This is a genomic window from Pseudomonas sp. S3E12 (assembly GCF_001702295.1).
GTDB lineage: Bacteria > Pseudomonadota > Gammaproteobacteria > Pseudomonadales > Pseudomonadaceae > Aquipseudomonas > Aquipseudomonas marginalis.
Genome location: NZ_MBDT01000003.1, coordinates 130558 through 145663, shown reverse-complemented (window position 1 = coordinate 145663; position 15106 = coordinate 130558). Strand labels below are relative to the sequence as shown.

The window sequence follows — 15106 nt, the reverse complement described above, 5'->3', positions numbered from 1 at the left end:
CCTGTTTCTACGCGTTATCGTTGACGTTCTTCGCGAGCAAGCTCGCTCCTACAGTGCAGATGGGTTGCACAGTCGGCTTCTGAGTTTCAAAGGGTATGACCATGTCCCAAGACCGTCGCTACAGCTTCGAGTTCTTCCCCACCAAGACCGATGCTGGACATGAAAAACTAATGGCGACTGCCAAGCAGTTGGCCACTTACCACCCCGACTTCTTCTCCTGCACCTACGGCGCCGGCGGCTCGACCCGCGATCGTACGATCAACACCGTCTTGCAGCTTGAAAGCGAAGTCAACATTCCCGCCGCTCCGCATTTGTCCTGCGTGGGCGACAGCAAGGCCGACCTGCGCGGCCTGCTCACTCAATACAAGGCCGCCGGCATCAAGCGCATCGTTGCCCTGCGTGGCGACTTGCCATCCGGCATGGGCATGGCCAGCGGTGAGCTGCGCTACGCCAATGACCTGGTGAGCTTCATTCGTGAAGAAAGCGGCGATCACTTCCATATCGAAGTGGCCGCTTACCCGGAGATGCACCCCCAGGCGCGCAATTTCGAAGACGATCTGCAGAATTTCGTACGCAAGGCCAACGCCGGCGCCGACAGCGCGATCACTCAGTACTTCTTCAACGCCGACAGCTACTTCTACTTCGTCGAGCGTGTACGCGCCATGGGCGTGAACATCCCGATCGTGCCGGGCATCATGCCAATCACCAACTACAGCAAGCTGGCGCGCTTCTCCGACGCCTGCGGTGCTGAGATCCCACGTTGGGTGCGCAAGCAACTGGAAGCCTATGGCGACGACGTCAAGAGCATCCAGGCGTTCGGCGAACAGGTGATCAGCAATATGTGTGAAGAATTGTTGCAAGGTGGCGCACCAGGCCTGCATTTCTATACCCTGAACCAGGCTGAACCAAGCCTCGCGATCTGGAACAACCTTAAACTGCCACGTTAGGCCGGTTTAATCGCTGTACCCGGCCCTCGTTATTACGGGGGTTTTTTTCGTCTATATATCCCCGGAAAGGAAGCCTGCAGTACATGAATACAGCGTCCCCGACTCCCCGCCCGCAACTGGTATACCTGGTATTCGGCGCCGAGACCTATCATCAGGAAGCCGTATTCAGCATCGCCAGCGCCCTGGCCCACCTGGGCGGTCCCCAGGACATGCCATTGGACATCCAGGTGTTCAGCGACAATCCGGCCCCCTATCGCGGCTTGCCGGTACAGGTTCACACGCTGGACGACGCCACGCGCAGACGCTGGAGCGAGCCCCACGGCTACCATTTCCGCACCAAGCACGTGCTGTTGCGCCAGGTGTTGGAAACAGCGGAACGGGCGCTGTTGATCGACACCGACACCTTTTTCCACGACTCACCCATGGCGCTGTTCGAACGCGTCGCGCCCGGTACCGTGCTGTGCAATGCCTTCCACGCCAAGTACGGCGACAACCGCGAAAGCGTGCTGTATGAAGCCCTGGCCAGGCACCTTGAAGACAAAGGCCTGGCCGACGATGACATGTGGCTGCTCAACTCCGGCGTCATGGGCCTGACCCGGCAAGACGCGCACATCCTTGATCGCTCGATCGAGTTGATGGACGAGCTGTTCCCGATGGCCCACGGTGCCTACACCCTGGAAGAGTTCTGCCTGTCGGTGGCCGCGTACCGTACGCTCAACGTGCGCCAGTGCCCCGACCTGATCCACCACTACTGGAGCCGCAAGCAGTTGTTCCGGGCCAAGGTCAAGGCGTGGGTCACCAAGCACGCCGCGAACCCCATCTGCGCCCAGGCCCTGGCCGACACCCGCAATGTGTCTGCCCACCTGCCCCGCCCGCCACGGTTGCAGCGCTTGATGTACAAGCTGATCACCCTGGCCTTGCCCAAACGCAAGCAGCAGTTCATCCGCGAAATTCTCTACGGCTGCTACGAGCACGAGAATGAATTCGACCAGGCCTGTGGCCCGGCTTGGTGGGACAAGGCCCGGCAGAATCAGGAAGAGCGGCAAAAAGGCCCGGTCGATGCGCATCAGCTCGAACATTGGTTCGCCAACCCAGTGGTGCGCCTGATTCTGGGCGAGCGACGTGCAGCCATCTATGAACACCTGATGACCTCACCCCCAAAATAGCGTCGCCCGCAGATGCGTGTGCCAGCGCTTCTCTTTAGCGCACGAGCATCGTAACCTCGGGGCATGCCCGTCATTCTGAAGCTGTTGACCGTTACGCTTTTTACTTGCTTGAGCCTCGCCGCTTATGGCGAGAAATTGCGCATTGTCACCGAGCCCTGGGCGCCTTATGTGTACGAAGAGCACGGCACCATGCACGGGCTGGACTACGAAACCACGGTGATCGTGTTCCAGCGCCTGGGGGTCGAGGTGCAATGGCAGTTCCTGCCCTGGAAGCGCTGTCTGGCCATGCTCGATCAGGGTCATGCCGATGGCGCACTGGATATTTTCCACAGCCACGAACGCGACGCCCTGCTGCTGTACCCGAGTGAACCGTTGTCGGAAGTGGAGTTCGTGATGTTCTACGCCAACGAACGCCCTCACCCGGTCCAAGGCCTCGACGAGCTGGACGGCCTCACTGTCGGCACGTCGCCAGGCTATCTGTATGGCGCGCCATTCAGCGACTCCACCCGGTTCAGCCGCGAGCCGGCCCCCAGCCACGAGGCCAACTTCGGTAAATTGCTGCTGGGACGCATCGACCTGCTGATCACCGACCGCCGGGTTGGCCAGCATGTGATCAAGGCCCTGGGCCTGGAAGGCAAGGTCAGCCAGGCGCCCATCGTGGTCAGCCGCCAGCAGCAATACCTCGCGGTACGCCGTGGCGCGGGGATGGACCTGCTGGTGCAACGCTTTGCCGCCGAGCTCAAGCGCTTCAAACAGGAACCGGCCTACGCCGCTTTAAGCGCCAAATATGGTGGAATCCACGCCATAACCGCGTCCGGACACACCGTTGAGCAGCAGGAAAGCGGCGCACAGTGATTGCTCTGTTATACTCCGGCCTTTCCGCCAGGCTTACGCCCGGCCGCTGAGGTCCTGAAAAAGGCACCCAACCCCGCTACTGCGCAGCTTTCAGCCCGCGCGAGCCGGTGGAGTGCCCGCCAGACGCAGCAGGACCGGACGGGATTGCGCTCCCCTAAGCGCCATTCACGCCCGGCAAGATTATCCCTCTGGGCCAAGCCCTAACTAAAACAGGATTACTCATGTCCTTTGCTTCCCTCGGTCTCTCCGAGGCTTTAGTCCGCGCCATCGAGGCAGCGGGCTATACCGAGCCTACTCCGGTGCAACAGCGGGCTATTCCCGCCGTGTTGCAAGGTCGCGACCTGATGGTTGCGGCTCAGACAGGTACGGGTAAAACCGGCGGCTTCGCCCTCCCGATTCTGGAGCGGTTGTTCCCCAACGGTCATCCGGACAAATCCCAGCGTCACGGCCCGCGCCAACCGCGCGTACTGGTCCTGACCCCTACCCGCGAACTCGCCGCGCAGGTGCACGACAGCTTCAAGCTGTATGCCCGCGACCTGAAGTTCGTCAGCGCCTGTATCTTCGGCGGCGTCGGCATGAACCCACAGGTTCAGGCCATGTCCCGTGGTGTTGACGTGCTGGTGGCGTGCCCCGGTCGTTTGCTCGACCTGTGCGGCCAAGGCAGTGTCGATTTGTCCCACGTGGAAATCCTCGTGCTGGACGAAGCCGACCGCATGCTCGACATGGGCTTTGTCCATGACGTGAAGAAGGTCCTCGCCCGCCTGCCGGCCAAACGTCAGAACCTGCTGTTCTCGGCAACGTTCTCCAACGACATCACCGCCCTCGCTGGCAAGCTGCTGCACAACCCGGAGCGCATCGAAGTCACGCCGCCGAACACCACGGTCGAGCGTATCGAGCAACGCGTATTCCGCCTGGCCGCCAGCCACAAGCGTTCATTGCTGGCGCACCTGATCACCGCCGGCGCCTGGGAACAGGTACTGGTGTTCACCCGCACCAAGCACGGCGCGAACCGCCTGGCCGAGTACCTGGACAAGCACGGCCTCACCGCCGTCGCCATCCACGGCAACAAGAGCCAGAACGCACGCACCAAGGCCCTGGCCGACTTCAAGGCCGGTGAAGTGCGCATCCTGGTGGCCACCGATATCGCCGCCCGCGGCCTGGACATCGACCAGTTGCCACACGTGGTCAACTTCGAGCTGCCAAACGTCGACGAAGACTATGTGCACCGTATCGGCCGTACCGGCCGTGCCGGGCGTTCGGGTGAAGCCATTTCCCTGGTTGCCCCGGACGAAGAGAAACTGCTGAAAAGCATCGAACGCATGACCAAGCAGAAAATCGCCGATGGCGACCTGATGGGCTTCGATGCCAGCGCCGTTGAGGCCGAGAAGCCTGAAGTGCGCGAGCGTCCGGACGTGCGCAACCCACGTAACCCACGCGGTCCGAAGGGCGATGGCCCGAACGGCGGCGGTGGTGGCGGTGGTCGTCGCGACAAGGGCAAGGACAAAGGCGGCAAGGACAAGGCGCCAACCAACGGCCGTGGCGAACGCCCGGCCCGTGAGCAGAAGCCCCGTGAAGGCACCCCGGCCCGCGAACAGCGCCAGCCGAGCCAGCCCCCACGTGCCGCAGCCGACCGCGCCCCGGACGAATTCCTCGACGACGACGTGGACAACTTCGGTAACCGCGTGGACTACGTGCCCCAGGCCAAACCGGCCCAGGGCCGCGGCCGTCGTCCAGGTGCTCCGGCACAGGGCGCTGCCGCCGGCGCCCCACGTGGCGGCCAGCCTCAGGGCGGTCGTCAGAACGGCCCGCGCAACAGCAGCGGCGGCACGACCGGCACTCCACCGGCCAAGCGCAGCGGCCCGCGTAACGGTGCACCGCGTGACGGCCAGGCGCGTCGCGAAGATTCGCGCAGCAACAACCGCCGCCCGGCCCGTGACGACCAGCCGCGTTTGTCCGAGCCAGCCGTGCAGAACCCGCGCGGTGGCCCGGCGCCGAAGATCATCCACAAGGAGTCGAAAGCCGACCGCTTCCCGACACCCGAGCAGCTGGATCAACTGCCAGGCCGTCCGCGTGGTGAAAAACCGGCATTGCTGACCCGCAACCGCTGAGTTTCAAAGCGCCATGAAAAATGCCCCGCATCGAAAGATGCGGGGCATTTTTTATCTCCTCCCGACACGTTCCCTGAGATGAGCGAACTGGTTGTGGTGAGCGAGCTTGCTCGCGCTGGGCTGCGCAGCAGCCCCAACACCTGTCACCGTGTTCTGCCAGAAGAATCATGGTGTATCTGATTAGGGCCGCTTCGCGCCCCAGCGCGAGCAAGCTCGCTCACTACAGGAAATACAGGCCAAAAAAAACCGGATCCTGAGATCCGGTTTTTTGTGTGCGGGCAGAAATTACTTCTGCTTGACGCCTTCCAGCGAGATGTCCAAATCGACGGTCTGGGAAGTCGGGCCTGGGCCCTTGATGCCGAAGTCGTTCAGGTTCAGCGTGGTCTTGGCGTTGAAGCCGGCACGTTCGCCGCCCCATGGATCCTTGCCTTCACCGTTGAACGTGGCCTTGAAGGTCACAGGCTTGGTCACGCCGTGGAAGGTCAGGTCGCCGGTCACATCAGCGGTTTTCTCACCGGTGGATTTAACCGCAGTGGAGACGAACTTGGCATCGGCGAACTTGCCGACATCCAGGAAGTCCTTGCTGGCGATGTGCTTGTCACGTTCGGCGTGGTTGGACCACAGGCTGGCGGTTTTGACGTCGACCGCGATTTTGCTGGCTTCAGGCTTGGCGGCATCCCAGCTGAACGTACCATCCCAGTCCTTGAAGGTACCGTGGATGTAGCTGTAGCCCAGGTGGCTGATTTTCCAGTCGATGAAGGCGTGCTGGCCTTCCTTGTCGATCTTGTAGTCGGCAGCCATCACCTGACCTGCAGACAGCAGCGCTGTACCGATTGCCAGAGCGGCGAGGGTCTTTTTCAACATGCTTTCTATTCCTTGTGAGTCGAGGTTGAACATCAGGCTTTGCGCCCCAGCATTCGCGTGAGGGTCGCATCACGGTCGATAAAGTGGTGTTTCAACGCAGCCACGCCGTGCAGGCCGGCGAAGACCACCAACACCCAGGCGAGGTACAGGTGCACCACGCCGGCTGTGTCTGCCTGGTCCGGTAGACCGGAAACCACGGCAGGAATTTCGAACAGGCCAAACACCGGGATACCGACACCGTCTGCGGTGGAAATCAGGTAACCGGCGATCATCACGGCAAACAGCCCGAGATAAAGGAACGCGTGGCCAAACGCGGCACCGATACGGGTCAAGCGGCTGTAACTGGCCAGCGGCGGAGGCGGCGGGCTGATCAGGCGCCAGACAATACGCACCAGCATGATGGCAAACAGCGTGATGCCGATGCTCTTGTGCAGGTCCGGTGCGTCCTTGCGCCAGGCGCTGTAATAGTCCAAACCCACCATCCACAAGCCCAGGGCGAACAGGCCGAACACCACCAGGGCCACGCCCCAGTGCAAAACCATACTGACCCAGCCGTAACGGGCCGGTGAGTTACGTAGCTGCATGTACTTAATCCCGTAAGAGCTGCGCCCAAGACTAGCGATTTACCTATCGAATTAAAGCGGAAAATTTCGCTTTGAAATATCGAGAAATACGATCTGGAGCCTATGCACAATAAGTTAACCAAGGATTAAGGACTATTCCTAAGAAACGTGACAGTCCGTCCTACGTTTACTCCGAATTCCCCACAATGGCTTGTGACCCGGGCCACCATTGCATAGGCTTGCGCGATTGTTTCACCTGCGCCGTTCGCAGGACCGCTTCGAGGAGATCACCGATGGGCTTGAACAACCAGTGGATGCAACGCGACCTCGCGGTGCTGTGGCATCCCTGCACCCAGATGAAAGACCACCAGCAACTGCCTCTGATCCCGATCAAACGCGGTGAAGGCGTCTGGCTGGAAGACTTCGAAGGCAAGCGCTACCTCGACGCCGTCAGCTCCTGGTGGGTCAACGTGTTCGGCCACGCCAACCCGCGCATCAACCAGCGCATCAAGGACCAGGTCGACCAGCTGGAACACGTGATCCTCGCCGGTTTCAGCCACCAACCGGTGATCGAGCTGTCCGAGCGCCTGGTCAAGATGACCCCCGAAGGCCTGACCCGCTGCTTCTATGCCGATAACGGTTCGTCGTGCATCGAAGTCGCGCTGAAGATGAGTTTTCACTATTGGCTCAACCGTGGCCTGCCGAATAAAAAGCGCTTCGTGACCCTGACCAACAGCTACCACGGCGAAACCATCGCCGCGATGTCGGTGGGCGACGTGCCGCTGTTTACCGAGACCTACAAGGCGCTGCTGCTGGACACCATCAAGGTGCCGAGCCCGGATTGCTACCTGCGCCCCGAGGGCATGAGCTGGGAAGAACACTCGCACACGATGTTCCTGGCCATGGAACAGACCCTGGCCGAGCACCACGACAGCGTCGCCGCCGTGATCGTCGAGCCGCTGATCCAGGGCGCCGGCGGCATGCGCATGTACCACCCGGTGTACCTCAAGCTGCTGCGCGAGGCCTGCGACCGCTATGGCGTGCACCTGATCCACGATGAAATCGCCGTGGGCTTCGGCCGCACCGGGACCCTGTTCGCCTGTGAACAGGCCGGCATCCGCCCGGACTTCCTGTGTTTGTCCAAGGCCCTGACCGGCGGCTACCTGCCGTTGGCCGCCGTGGTCACCACCGATGACGTCTACGACGCGTTCTACGACGACTACCCGACCCTGCGCGCCTTCCTGCACTCCCACAGCTACACCGGCAACCCGCTGGCGTGCGCGGCGGCCCTGGCGACCCTGGATATTTTCGAAGAAGACAACGTCATCGAAAACAACAAGGCCCTGGCCCGGCGCATGGCCACGGCAACGGCCCATCTGGTCGACCATCCGCACGTCTCGGAAGTACGCCAGACCGGCATGGTGCTGGCCATCGAGATGGTCCAGGACAAGGCCACCAAGACCGCTTACCCGTGGCAGGAACGCCGTGGCCTCAAGGTGTTCGAACATGCCCTGGAACGCGGCGCGCTGTTACGGCCGTTGGGCAGCGTGGTGTATTTCCTGCCGCCCTATGTGATTACACCGGAGCAGATCGACTTCCTCGCCGAAGTCGCCAGCGAAGGCATCGATATCGCCACCAACAGTAAAGTCAGCGTGGCGGTGCCGAAGGATTTCCACCCTGGTTTCCGCGATCCGGGTTGATTGTCGGCATACCTACACCTTTTTCCAGAGAACCGACATGAGACTGTCCCGCTTTTTCACCGACACCCCGCTGAGCCTCGGCGATCACGAGCTGCCCGAAGCCCAGGCGCACTACATCAGCCGCGTGCTGCGCATGGGCGAAGGTGACGCCGTGCAATTGTTCGACGGCTCCGGCCAGGAATTCCTGGGCAGCCTGCTGGAAGTCGGGAAGAAACGCGTCACCGTGCAACTGACCGAAAGCTTCGCCGGCCAGGCCGAATCGCCGCTGCACATCCACCTCGGCCAGGGCCTGTCCCGGGGCGAGCGCATGGATTGGGCGATTCAGAAAGCCACCGAACTGGGCGTCAACGCCATCACGCCGATCTTCAGCGACCGCTGCGAAGTGCGCCTGAAGGACGAACGCGCCGACAAACGCCTGCTGCACTGGCGCCAGGTGGCGATCAGCGCGTGCGAGCAGTGCGGGCGTTCGACGGTGCCGGTGATTCACCCGCCGTTGCTGCTGGCGGACTGGTTGAAGCAGGTCGAGGCGGACCTGAAACTGGTGCTGCACCCGGTGGCCGAGCCGATGGTCAGCCATGCCAAGCCTGCGAGCCTGGCGTTCCTGATCGGGCCCGAGGGTGGATTGACGGATGGGGAAGTCGAAGCGGCCCAAGGCGCCGGCTTCCACGCCGCCCGCCTCGGCCCGCGTGTGTTGCGCACCGAGACTGCGCCGGTGGTGGCATTGGCGGTCGCCCAACAGCTGTGGGGCGACTTCTAGCCCACATTTTTGATTGGGTTACCCCTTCTTACTCCACCGGATCGCTGATCGGCTTGGCAATGATCGCCTTCAACTCACTGGTCATCGGGAATTCCAGGTTCAAGCCCTTGGGCGGAATCGGCTGTTCAAACCAGCGCTGGTAAATCCCGTTGATCTCCCCCGAACGGTACAGGTCGCCGAGGGTCTCGTTGACCACCGCAAGAAACTGCGGGTCATCCTTGCGCACCATGCAGCTGTAGATCTCCCGCGACTGCTCCTCGCCCACCACCACCCAGTTGTGTGGGTCCTTGGCCTTGGCACGTTCGCCGTAGAGCAATGCATCGTCCATATAGAACGCGGCCGCGCGGCCTGTCTCGAGCATCTTGAACGCCTCGCCGTGGTCCTTGGCGCTGATCACGAACATATTGCTCTTGTGCTCAGCGTTGTAGCTCTTTAGAAAACGCTCGTTGGTGGTGCCGGCGGTAGTCACCACGTTCTTGCCCGCCAGGTCGGCGAAGCCCTTGATGCCGCTGTTCTTAGCCGTCAGCAACTGGCCTTTCACGTAAATAAACCCGTAGGAAAATGCCACCTGTTTCTGCCGCTCGGCCGTGACTCCGGTGGAGCCGCACTCCAGGTCGACGGTGCCGTTCTGCACCAGCGGAATCCGCGTTTGAGAGGTCACCAGGTTGTACTTCACCTTCAGGTCAGCCACCCCGGTTTTCTGCTGGATACGCTCGACGATCTTGCCGGCCAGGTCCACCGAATAGCCCATCGGCTTACCGCTGTGATCCCCCACGTAGGAAAACGGCACCGACGCATCGCGATAACCCAGGGTGATGGACTGGGTGCTGGCGATCTTGCCCAGCGTACCGTCCAGCGGCGCCTGGCTGGCATGGGCGTGTACTCCCAGCAAAAGGCCGATGCAGCCGGTCAACAGGATTTTTTTCATTGTTATTCTCCGTTGGTTTTTGACGTTATTTTCGTACCGCAATCACGCTGATTTCCACCAGCACGCTCGGCCGCGCCAGTTCCGCTTGCAGGGTGGTGCGCGTCGGCGCCATCCCGGGCGATAGCCAGGCGGCCCATACCTCATTCATCGGCGCAAAACCGCTGCCGATGTCTTTCAAGTAAATGGTCGCATTGAGCAAATGATCCTTGTCACTGCCGGCCTGGGCCAGCAGCGCATCGATCCTGGCCAGCACTTCGCGGGTCTGCGTCGCCACATCCTGGCCTTCGCCGGGCACCTGGCCCGAAAGGAATACCAGATACTTGAACGTGACGGCGCCGGACAGCCGGTCGTTGCTGCTGATTCGGTTGATGGTCATGGTTCAATCCTCACGCGGCGCGGGGCGCCAGGCCCTGCATATCAATGGAAGGTAGGTGATGGCCGATCAACTCGGCCAGCAATTGGCCGCTGCCGCACGCCAGGGTAAAGCCGAGGGCGCCGTGGCCCAGGTTCAACCACAGGTTGCGATAGACACTGGCACCAATCAACGGCACTCCGGTCGGGGTGGCGGGACGCATACCCGCCCATTCCACAGCATGGGCATAGTCACCAGCTGTAGGAAATGTCTCGACCGCCTGGCGTTTGATCAACGCCAGGCGCTTGGGCTCAAGGCTGGCGTCAAAGCCGACGATATCCACCATGGCCGCCACCCGCAGCTGTTCGCCGATACGCGCGTAGACCATCTTGCGGTCGTAGTCGGTGATGCTCACATTCGGCGCCTGATGCTGTGCGCCAATCGGTACGCTGAGGCTATAGCCCTTGAGTGGATACAGTGGCAGTGACACGCCGGGCAATGCCAACTCGGCGCTGCGATGGCCCGCCGCGAGCACCAGTTGCTCCACCGGCATCACCTCGCCCCCCAATTCGATGGCCTGTACCACACCGTCGGCGTGGCGAATCCCGGTGACCTTGCGCCCCAGCAGAAAGGTGCAGCGCCCCGACGCTTCGAGCCTTTGCGCCAGGCGTTGGCAAAAGGCATGGCAGTCCGCCACTTCCTCGTTGGGCGTGTAGATACCGCCCACAAACTGATCAGCCACCTGTGCCAGCGCCGGTTCCAGGCGCGCACAATCCAGGGCCGACAGCACCTGTTGTTGCAGGATGTCGGTGACCTTGCTGCGCGCACGCTCAAAGGTATCGGCATTGCGAAAGGTCACCAGCTTGCCGTTACGCCGCCAATTGAACGTGTCCAGGCGATCGTCGACGCGCCATTGCTGCAAGGTGTTTTGGCTCAGGCTCGCCAGGCGCAGCAAGTGCGCGGCGTTGCGCTTATTCACCGAGCCACGGCAGGCGCCGATGAAGGCGGCCATCCAGCGCCATTGCTGAGGGTCCAGACGTGGGCGCAGCTTCAGCGGCGAGTCACCGCGCAGCAGCCAGCCAATGGCCTGTAACGGCACCCCTGCATCCGCCAGCGGTGCAACGTAGCGATAGGACAATTGCCCGCCATTAGCGAAACTGGTTTCGCTGCCCACGGTGTCACGCGCGTCGATCACCGTCACTTCATGACCTGCACGTACCAACGCGTAGGCACTCGCCAGGCCGATAACGCCACCGCCAATGATGCAAACCTGCCTGGCCATTCAACACCCCCAGCCCTTGATCCAAGAAAGCCCCAGCGTAGGTGCAGGTGACAGGCCGCCGACAATGAATAAAGATGGGGTACCTATAAACAAAGGTTATGGACCTGCCATGCGCTTGCGTCATATCGAAATCTTCCAGGCCATCCGCCAGACCGGCTCCATCAGCGCCGCCGCGCAGTTGCTGCATGTCTCCCAACCGGCGGTGACCAAGGTGTTGCAACATGCCGAGTTACAATTGGGTTTCCCGCTGTTTTTGCGGGTACGCGGCAAATTGCAGCCCACGCCCGAAGCCCTGGCGCTGGAAAGTGAAGTCGAAAAAGTCACCGCGAGCCTGCAAGGCGTGCGGCGCCTGGCCAAGAGCCTGCGCCGCGCCCCGGGGCAAAGTGTGCGGATTGGTGCGATCCCGGCATTGGCGCTGTCGCTGCTGCCCCCGGCGATTCTGGAATGGAAGCGTGACTACCCGGACATCGCCTGCGAACTGTCCAGCGACCATAGCCGCGAGCTGGTGCAAAAACTGTTGATGCGCGAAATCGACCTGGCACTGACCCTCAGCTTCTCCGGCCATCCCGGGTTGACCACACAAGTGCTGGCCAACGGTGTGTTGGTGGCCCTGGCGTCGAAAAACTACTGGCCGGACGCTGAGCTGCATCAAGCCCTGCCCCTGGCAGACCTGGCGGGGGCACCGTTGATTGGCCTGTCCAGCGCCGACCCGCTGGCGGCGAAGCTCGACAACTACCTGGAGAGCGTCGACCCGCCGCCTCGGGTGACGATCTCGGTGCAAACCTATTCCCTGGCACGGGCGATGGTGGAGTCCGGCGCCGGCTTGACGGTCATCGACCCTTTTACCGCCCTCGGCGCATCGACGGCGACCACCTGCATCCGCACGCTTACACCGCCGCTGCCGATCACCCTCTACGCCCTGACCCGTGCCGATGAACCGCCGCCGCATATGCTGGCCAATCTGCTACAGATCTTCGGCAACCGGGCTCGGGAGCAGCTGGAGCGCCTATAACACGTAGTGCATGATCGCCACGAAATGCAGCAGGCTGCCGCCGATCACAAACAAATGCCAGATCCCGTGGGAATGCCGCAGGCGATGCTCCAGGGCAAAGAAGATGATACCGACGGTGTACAGCACCCCGCCCGCCGCCAGCCAGATAAACCCGGCGGTGCCCAGCGCGGCGATCAGCGGCTTGACCGCCACCAGCACGATCCAGCCCATCACCGCGTAGATCACGATGGACAGGATGCGCGCCTCCGAGCGCGGCTTGATCTCCTGCAGGATGCCGATCACCGCCAGCCCCCACACGATGCCGAACAGCGTCCAGCCCCAAGGGCCTCTCAACGTCACCAGGCAAAACGGCGTGTAGCTGCCGGCGATCAGCAGGTAGATCGAAAAGTGATCGACCTTCTGCATGATCTCTTTTCGCCGCCCCTGCACGCTGTGGTACACGGTCGACGCGCTGTACAGCACCATCAGCGTAAAGCCATAAATCGCCACGCTGACGATTTTCCAGGGGCTGCCGTCCAGGCTCGCCACCACCAACATCCACACGGCGCCAATACACGCCGCGACTGCACCGAGCAAATGGCTCCAGGCGTTGAATCGTTCCCCGTGATACATCTGTCACTGACCTCCTGTAGCCGCTGGAACTGGCTGGCAAGCGTCCAGCCTTGCGCATAAGAGTGCAAGCGACTTGTGACGTTCCGAGGACGCCGCCGGGTTTTGCGGGCACAATCGGACGCATTCGAACAAGAGCCCACGGCCATGCTGATCGACGAAGAATTCACCCTCAAGAAACTGGAAATCTTCCTGGCATTCATGCGCACTGGCAACCTGGCCCGCGCCGCCGCCGAGCTGCAAACCAGCAATGTCAGCGTGCACCGTGCCATCCACTCGCTGGAAAATGCCTTGCGCTGCCCGCTGTTCAAACACGAGGGCCGCAACCTCACCCCGCTGGAAAGCGCCTACGTGTTGGAAGAACGCGCACAGAAACTCATCGCCGATGTGGTCGACAGCGTACGCCTGACCCGCGAAGCCGCCGGTTTCTCCGCCGAACGCTTCAAGCTCGGCTCGCTGTATTCGCTGACGGTCAAGACCGTGCCGCAACTGATCATGGGCCTGAAGATCAGGCGCAGCGAACTCAATATCGACCTGATCCTCGGCTCCAATTTCGACCTGCTGTACAAGCTCAAGAACATGGAAGTCGACGCGATCCTCATCTCCCTCGACGAACACGCCAACGACCCCGACTGCGAACAGATCGAGCTGTTCTGCGACGACATCTTCCTCGCCACCCCGGCCGACTCGCCCTTCGACCGCACCCAGGAAATCGACCTGGCCGACGTGCGCGACGCCACCTTCATCACCCTCACCCAAGGCTTCGCCACCCACCAGGATGGCAACCGGGTGTTCAAGCAGGCGGGGTTCGAGCCGAAGGTGGCGATGCAGGTCAATGACATCTTCACACTGCTGAGCATGGTCAGTTCGGGGGTGGGTTATGCGTTGCTGCCGGGAAGGATTGCGGCGGTGTACGAGAACCGCGTGAAGCTGATACCGCTGCAACCCAGGTATCGGTTGCAGCAGCATATCGGCGTGGTGTTCCTGAAGGCCAAGGAGCGTGATCCGAATTTACTGGCGTTGCTGGCGGAGTGTCGAATGTATGCCAATCGGCAGGCCTGAGACCGCTATCGGGGGCAAGTCGAATCGTCGCGCCGCCCCTCCCACACTTGACCGAGTTCCAACATGAGAATGCGGTCAAAATGTGGGAGGGGGCTTGCTCCCGATAGCGCCAGACCAGTCACCGCAACCCCCAAGGTCAGCCCACCAACCCACGCACAATGAAGTACAGCAACGAAGGCCCCAGCAAACACCCAAGCCCGGTATGGAACGTCGCCGTCAACGCGCCATACGGCACCAAGCGCCGATCCGTCGCCGCCAGCCCTGCCGTCACGCCGCTCACGGTGCCGGCCAAGCCCCCAAACACCATCGCCGAACGCGGGTTGTCCAAGCCCATCCAACGCGCCGCCACCGGGGTGCCGACCATCACCAGGATCGCCTTGATCAACCCGGTTGCGATGGACAGCGCCATCACATCCGAAGTCGCGCCAATCGCCGCACCGGTCACCGGGCCGACGATGTAGGTCACGGCACCCGCGCCGATGGTGGTCATGCTGATCGCGTCGCGATAGCCAAACACCCAGGCCATGCTGGCGCCGACGATAAACGGCAGGATCGTGCCCAGCAGCAGCGCAATCACGCCGATCATCCCGGCCTTGCGCGCTTCGGTGGCCTGTACCTCGAACGCCGTGGCAACAATGGCGAAGTCGCGCAGCATCGCGCCGCCCATCAGGCCGATGCCGGAGAACAGTGCCAGGTCGGCCAGGCCTTTTTGCCCGCCGGTAAGGGTGCCGCCGACCCAGGCCAGGACCAGGCCGATGACGATGGCAATCGCCGAGCCGTGGATACGCCCGAACGTCAGGCGCTTGGACAGCACCACGGAAATCCACATCACCACGCCAACAAAGGCAAACGCGGTGATCAGGCCGTTATGTTCCAGGCCTTTTTCGATGAGATCCCACAT

15 protein-coding genes are annotated in these 15106 nt (G+C 61.9%); 8 read left to right on the top strand and 7 right to left on the bottom strand.

Annotated features, from left to right (window positions below; all coding sequences use genetic code 11):
* Positions 1-101: 101 nt before the first annotated feature.
* The 4 genes from metF (at position 102) to BB029_RS02670 (ending at position 5076) form a co-directional block, all read left to right on the top strand.
* Complete coding sequence (gene metF, locus BB029_RS02685; protein ID WP_065938146.1) at positions 102-947, top strand: methylenetetrahydrofolate reductase [NAD(P)H]; 846 nt, start codon at positions 102-104, stop codon at positions 945-947.
* Positions 948-1030: 83 nt separating this feature from the next.
* Positions 1031-2113, top strand: coding sequence for a hypothetical protein (locus tag BB029_RS02680; RefSeq protein WP_065938145.1), 1083 nt, complete (start codon positions 1031-1033; stop codon positions 2111-2113).
* A 63-nt stretch (positions 2114-2176) separates the two neighbouring features.
* Positions 2177-2968 carry an ABC transporter substrate-binding protein gene (locus BB029_RS02675; RefSeq protein WP_065938144.1) on the top strand — a complete coding sequence of 264 codons (792 nt, stop codon included), beginning with the start codon at positions 2177-2179 and terminating at the stop codon, positions 2966-2968.
* A 221-nt stretch (positions 2969-3189) separates the two neighbouring features.
* The gene (locus BB029_RS02670) at positions 3190-5076 is read left to right on the top strand and encodes a DEAD/DEAH box helicase (RefSeq protein WP_065938143.1); all 1887 of its coding nucleotides are present in this window, start codon (positions 3190-3192) and stop codon (positions 5074-5076) included.
* A 285-nt stretch (positions 5077-5361) separates the two neighbouring features.
* Here the strand turns inward: BB029_RS02670 and BB029_RS02665 are convergent, their stop codons facing one another.
* Positions 5362-5940, bottom strand: coding sequence for a YceI family protein (locus BB029_RS02665; protein ID WP_027606057.1), 579 nt, complete (start codon positions 5938-5940; stop codon positions 5362-5364).
* 32 nt (positions 5941-5972) lie between these two features.
* On the bottom strand, positions 5973-6524 hold the full coding sequence (locus tag BB029_RS02660) for a cytochrome b (RefSeq protein ID WP_027606058.1): 552 nt from the start codon (positions 6522-6524) through the stop codon (positions 5973-5975).
* 272 nt (positions 6525-6796) lie between these two features.
* Here BB029_RS02660 and BB029_RS02655 point away from each other — a divergent pair, with 272 nt between their 5' ends.
* Both BB029_RS02655 and BB029_RS02650 read left to right on the top strand, forming a co-directional pair.
* Positions 6797-8203 (top strand): adenosylmethionine--8-amino-7-oxononanoate transaminase, encoded by a 1407-nt coding sequence (locus tag BB029_RS02655; protein ID WP_065938142.1) that lies wholly within the window; start codon positions 6797-6799, stop codon positions 8201-8203.
* A gap of 37 nt (positions 8204-8240) precedes the next feature.
* Positions 8241-8960 carry a 16S rRNA (uracil(1498)-N(3))-methyltransferase gene (locus tag BB029_RS02650; protein WP_065938141.1) on the top strand — a complete coding sequence of 240 codons (720 nt, stop codon included), beginning with the start codon at positions 8241-8243 and terminating at the stop codon, positions 8958-8960.
* A gap of 28 nt (positions 8961-8988) precedes the next feature.
* On the opposite strand, the gene BB029_RS02645 is transcribed toward BB029_RS02650, so the two are convergent.
* The 3 genes from BB029_RS02645 to BB029_RS02635 are packed head-to-tail and all read right to left on the bottom strand — an operon-like array spanning position 8989 to position 11522.
* Positions 8989-9888 carry a transporter substrate-binding domain-containing protein gene (locus BB029_RS02645; protein WP_065938140.1) on the bottom strand — a complete coding sequence of 300 codons (900 nt, stop codon included), beginning with the start codon at positions 9886-9888 and terminating at the stop codon, positions 8989-8991.
* Positions 9889-9913: 25 nt separating this feature from the next.
* A complete protein-coding gene (locus BB029_RS02640; RefSeq protein ID WP_065938139.1) occupies positions 9914-10264 on the bottom strand; it encodes a RidA family protein in 351 nt (116 codons plus the stop codon).
* A gap of 10 nt (positions 10265-10274) precedes the next feature.
* On the bottom strand, positions 10275-11522 hold the full coding sequence (locus tag BB029_RS02635; RefSeq protein WP_065938138.1) for a D-amino acid dehydrogenase: 1248 nt from the start codon (positions 11520-11522) through the stop codon (positions 10275-10277).
* 109 nt (positions 11523-11631) lie between these two features.
* Between BB029_RS02635 and BB029_RS02630 the strand changes: the two genes are divergently transcribed.
* Positions 11632-12534, top strand: coding sequence for a LysR family transcriptional regulator (locus tag BB029_RS02630; protein ID WP_065938137.1), 903 nt, complete (start codon positions 11632-11634; stop codon positions 12532-12534).
* On the opposite strand, the gene BB029_RS02625 is transcribed toward BB029_RS02630, so the two are convergent.
* On the bottom strand, positions 12529-13146 hold the full coding sequence (locus tag BB029_RS02625) for a hemolysin III family protein (RefSeq protein ID WP_065938136.1): 618 nt from the start codon (positions 13144-13146) through the stop codon (positions 12529-12531). The two genes, BB029_RS02630 and BB029_RS02625, sit on opposite strands and share 6 nt — an antisense overlap.
* Positions 13147-13290: 144 nt before the next feature.
* Here BB029_RS02625 and BB029_RS02620 point away from each other — a divergent pair, with 144 nt between their 5' ends.
* Positions 13291-14205 carry a LysR substrate-binding domain-containing protein gene (locus BB029_RS02620; RefSeq protein ID WP_065938135.1) on the top strand — a complete coding sequence of 305 codons (915 nt, stop codon included), beginning with the start codon at positions 13291-13293 and terminating at the stop codon, positions 14203-14205.
* 136 nt (positions 14206-14341) lie between these two features.
* Here the strand turns inward: BB029_RS02620 and madM are convergent, their stop codons facing one another.
* Positions 14342-15106, bottom strand: a complete 765-nt coding sequence (gene madM / locus BB029_RS02615; protein ID WP_027606067.1) for a malonate transporter subunit MadM — start codon at positions 15104-15106, stop codon at positions 14342-14344.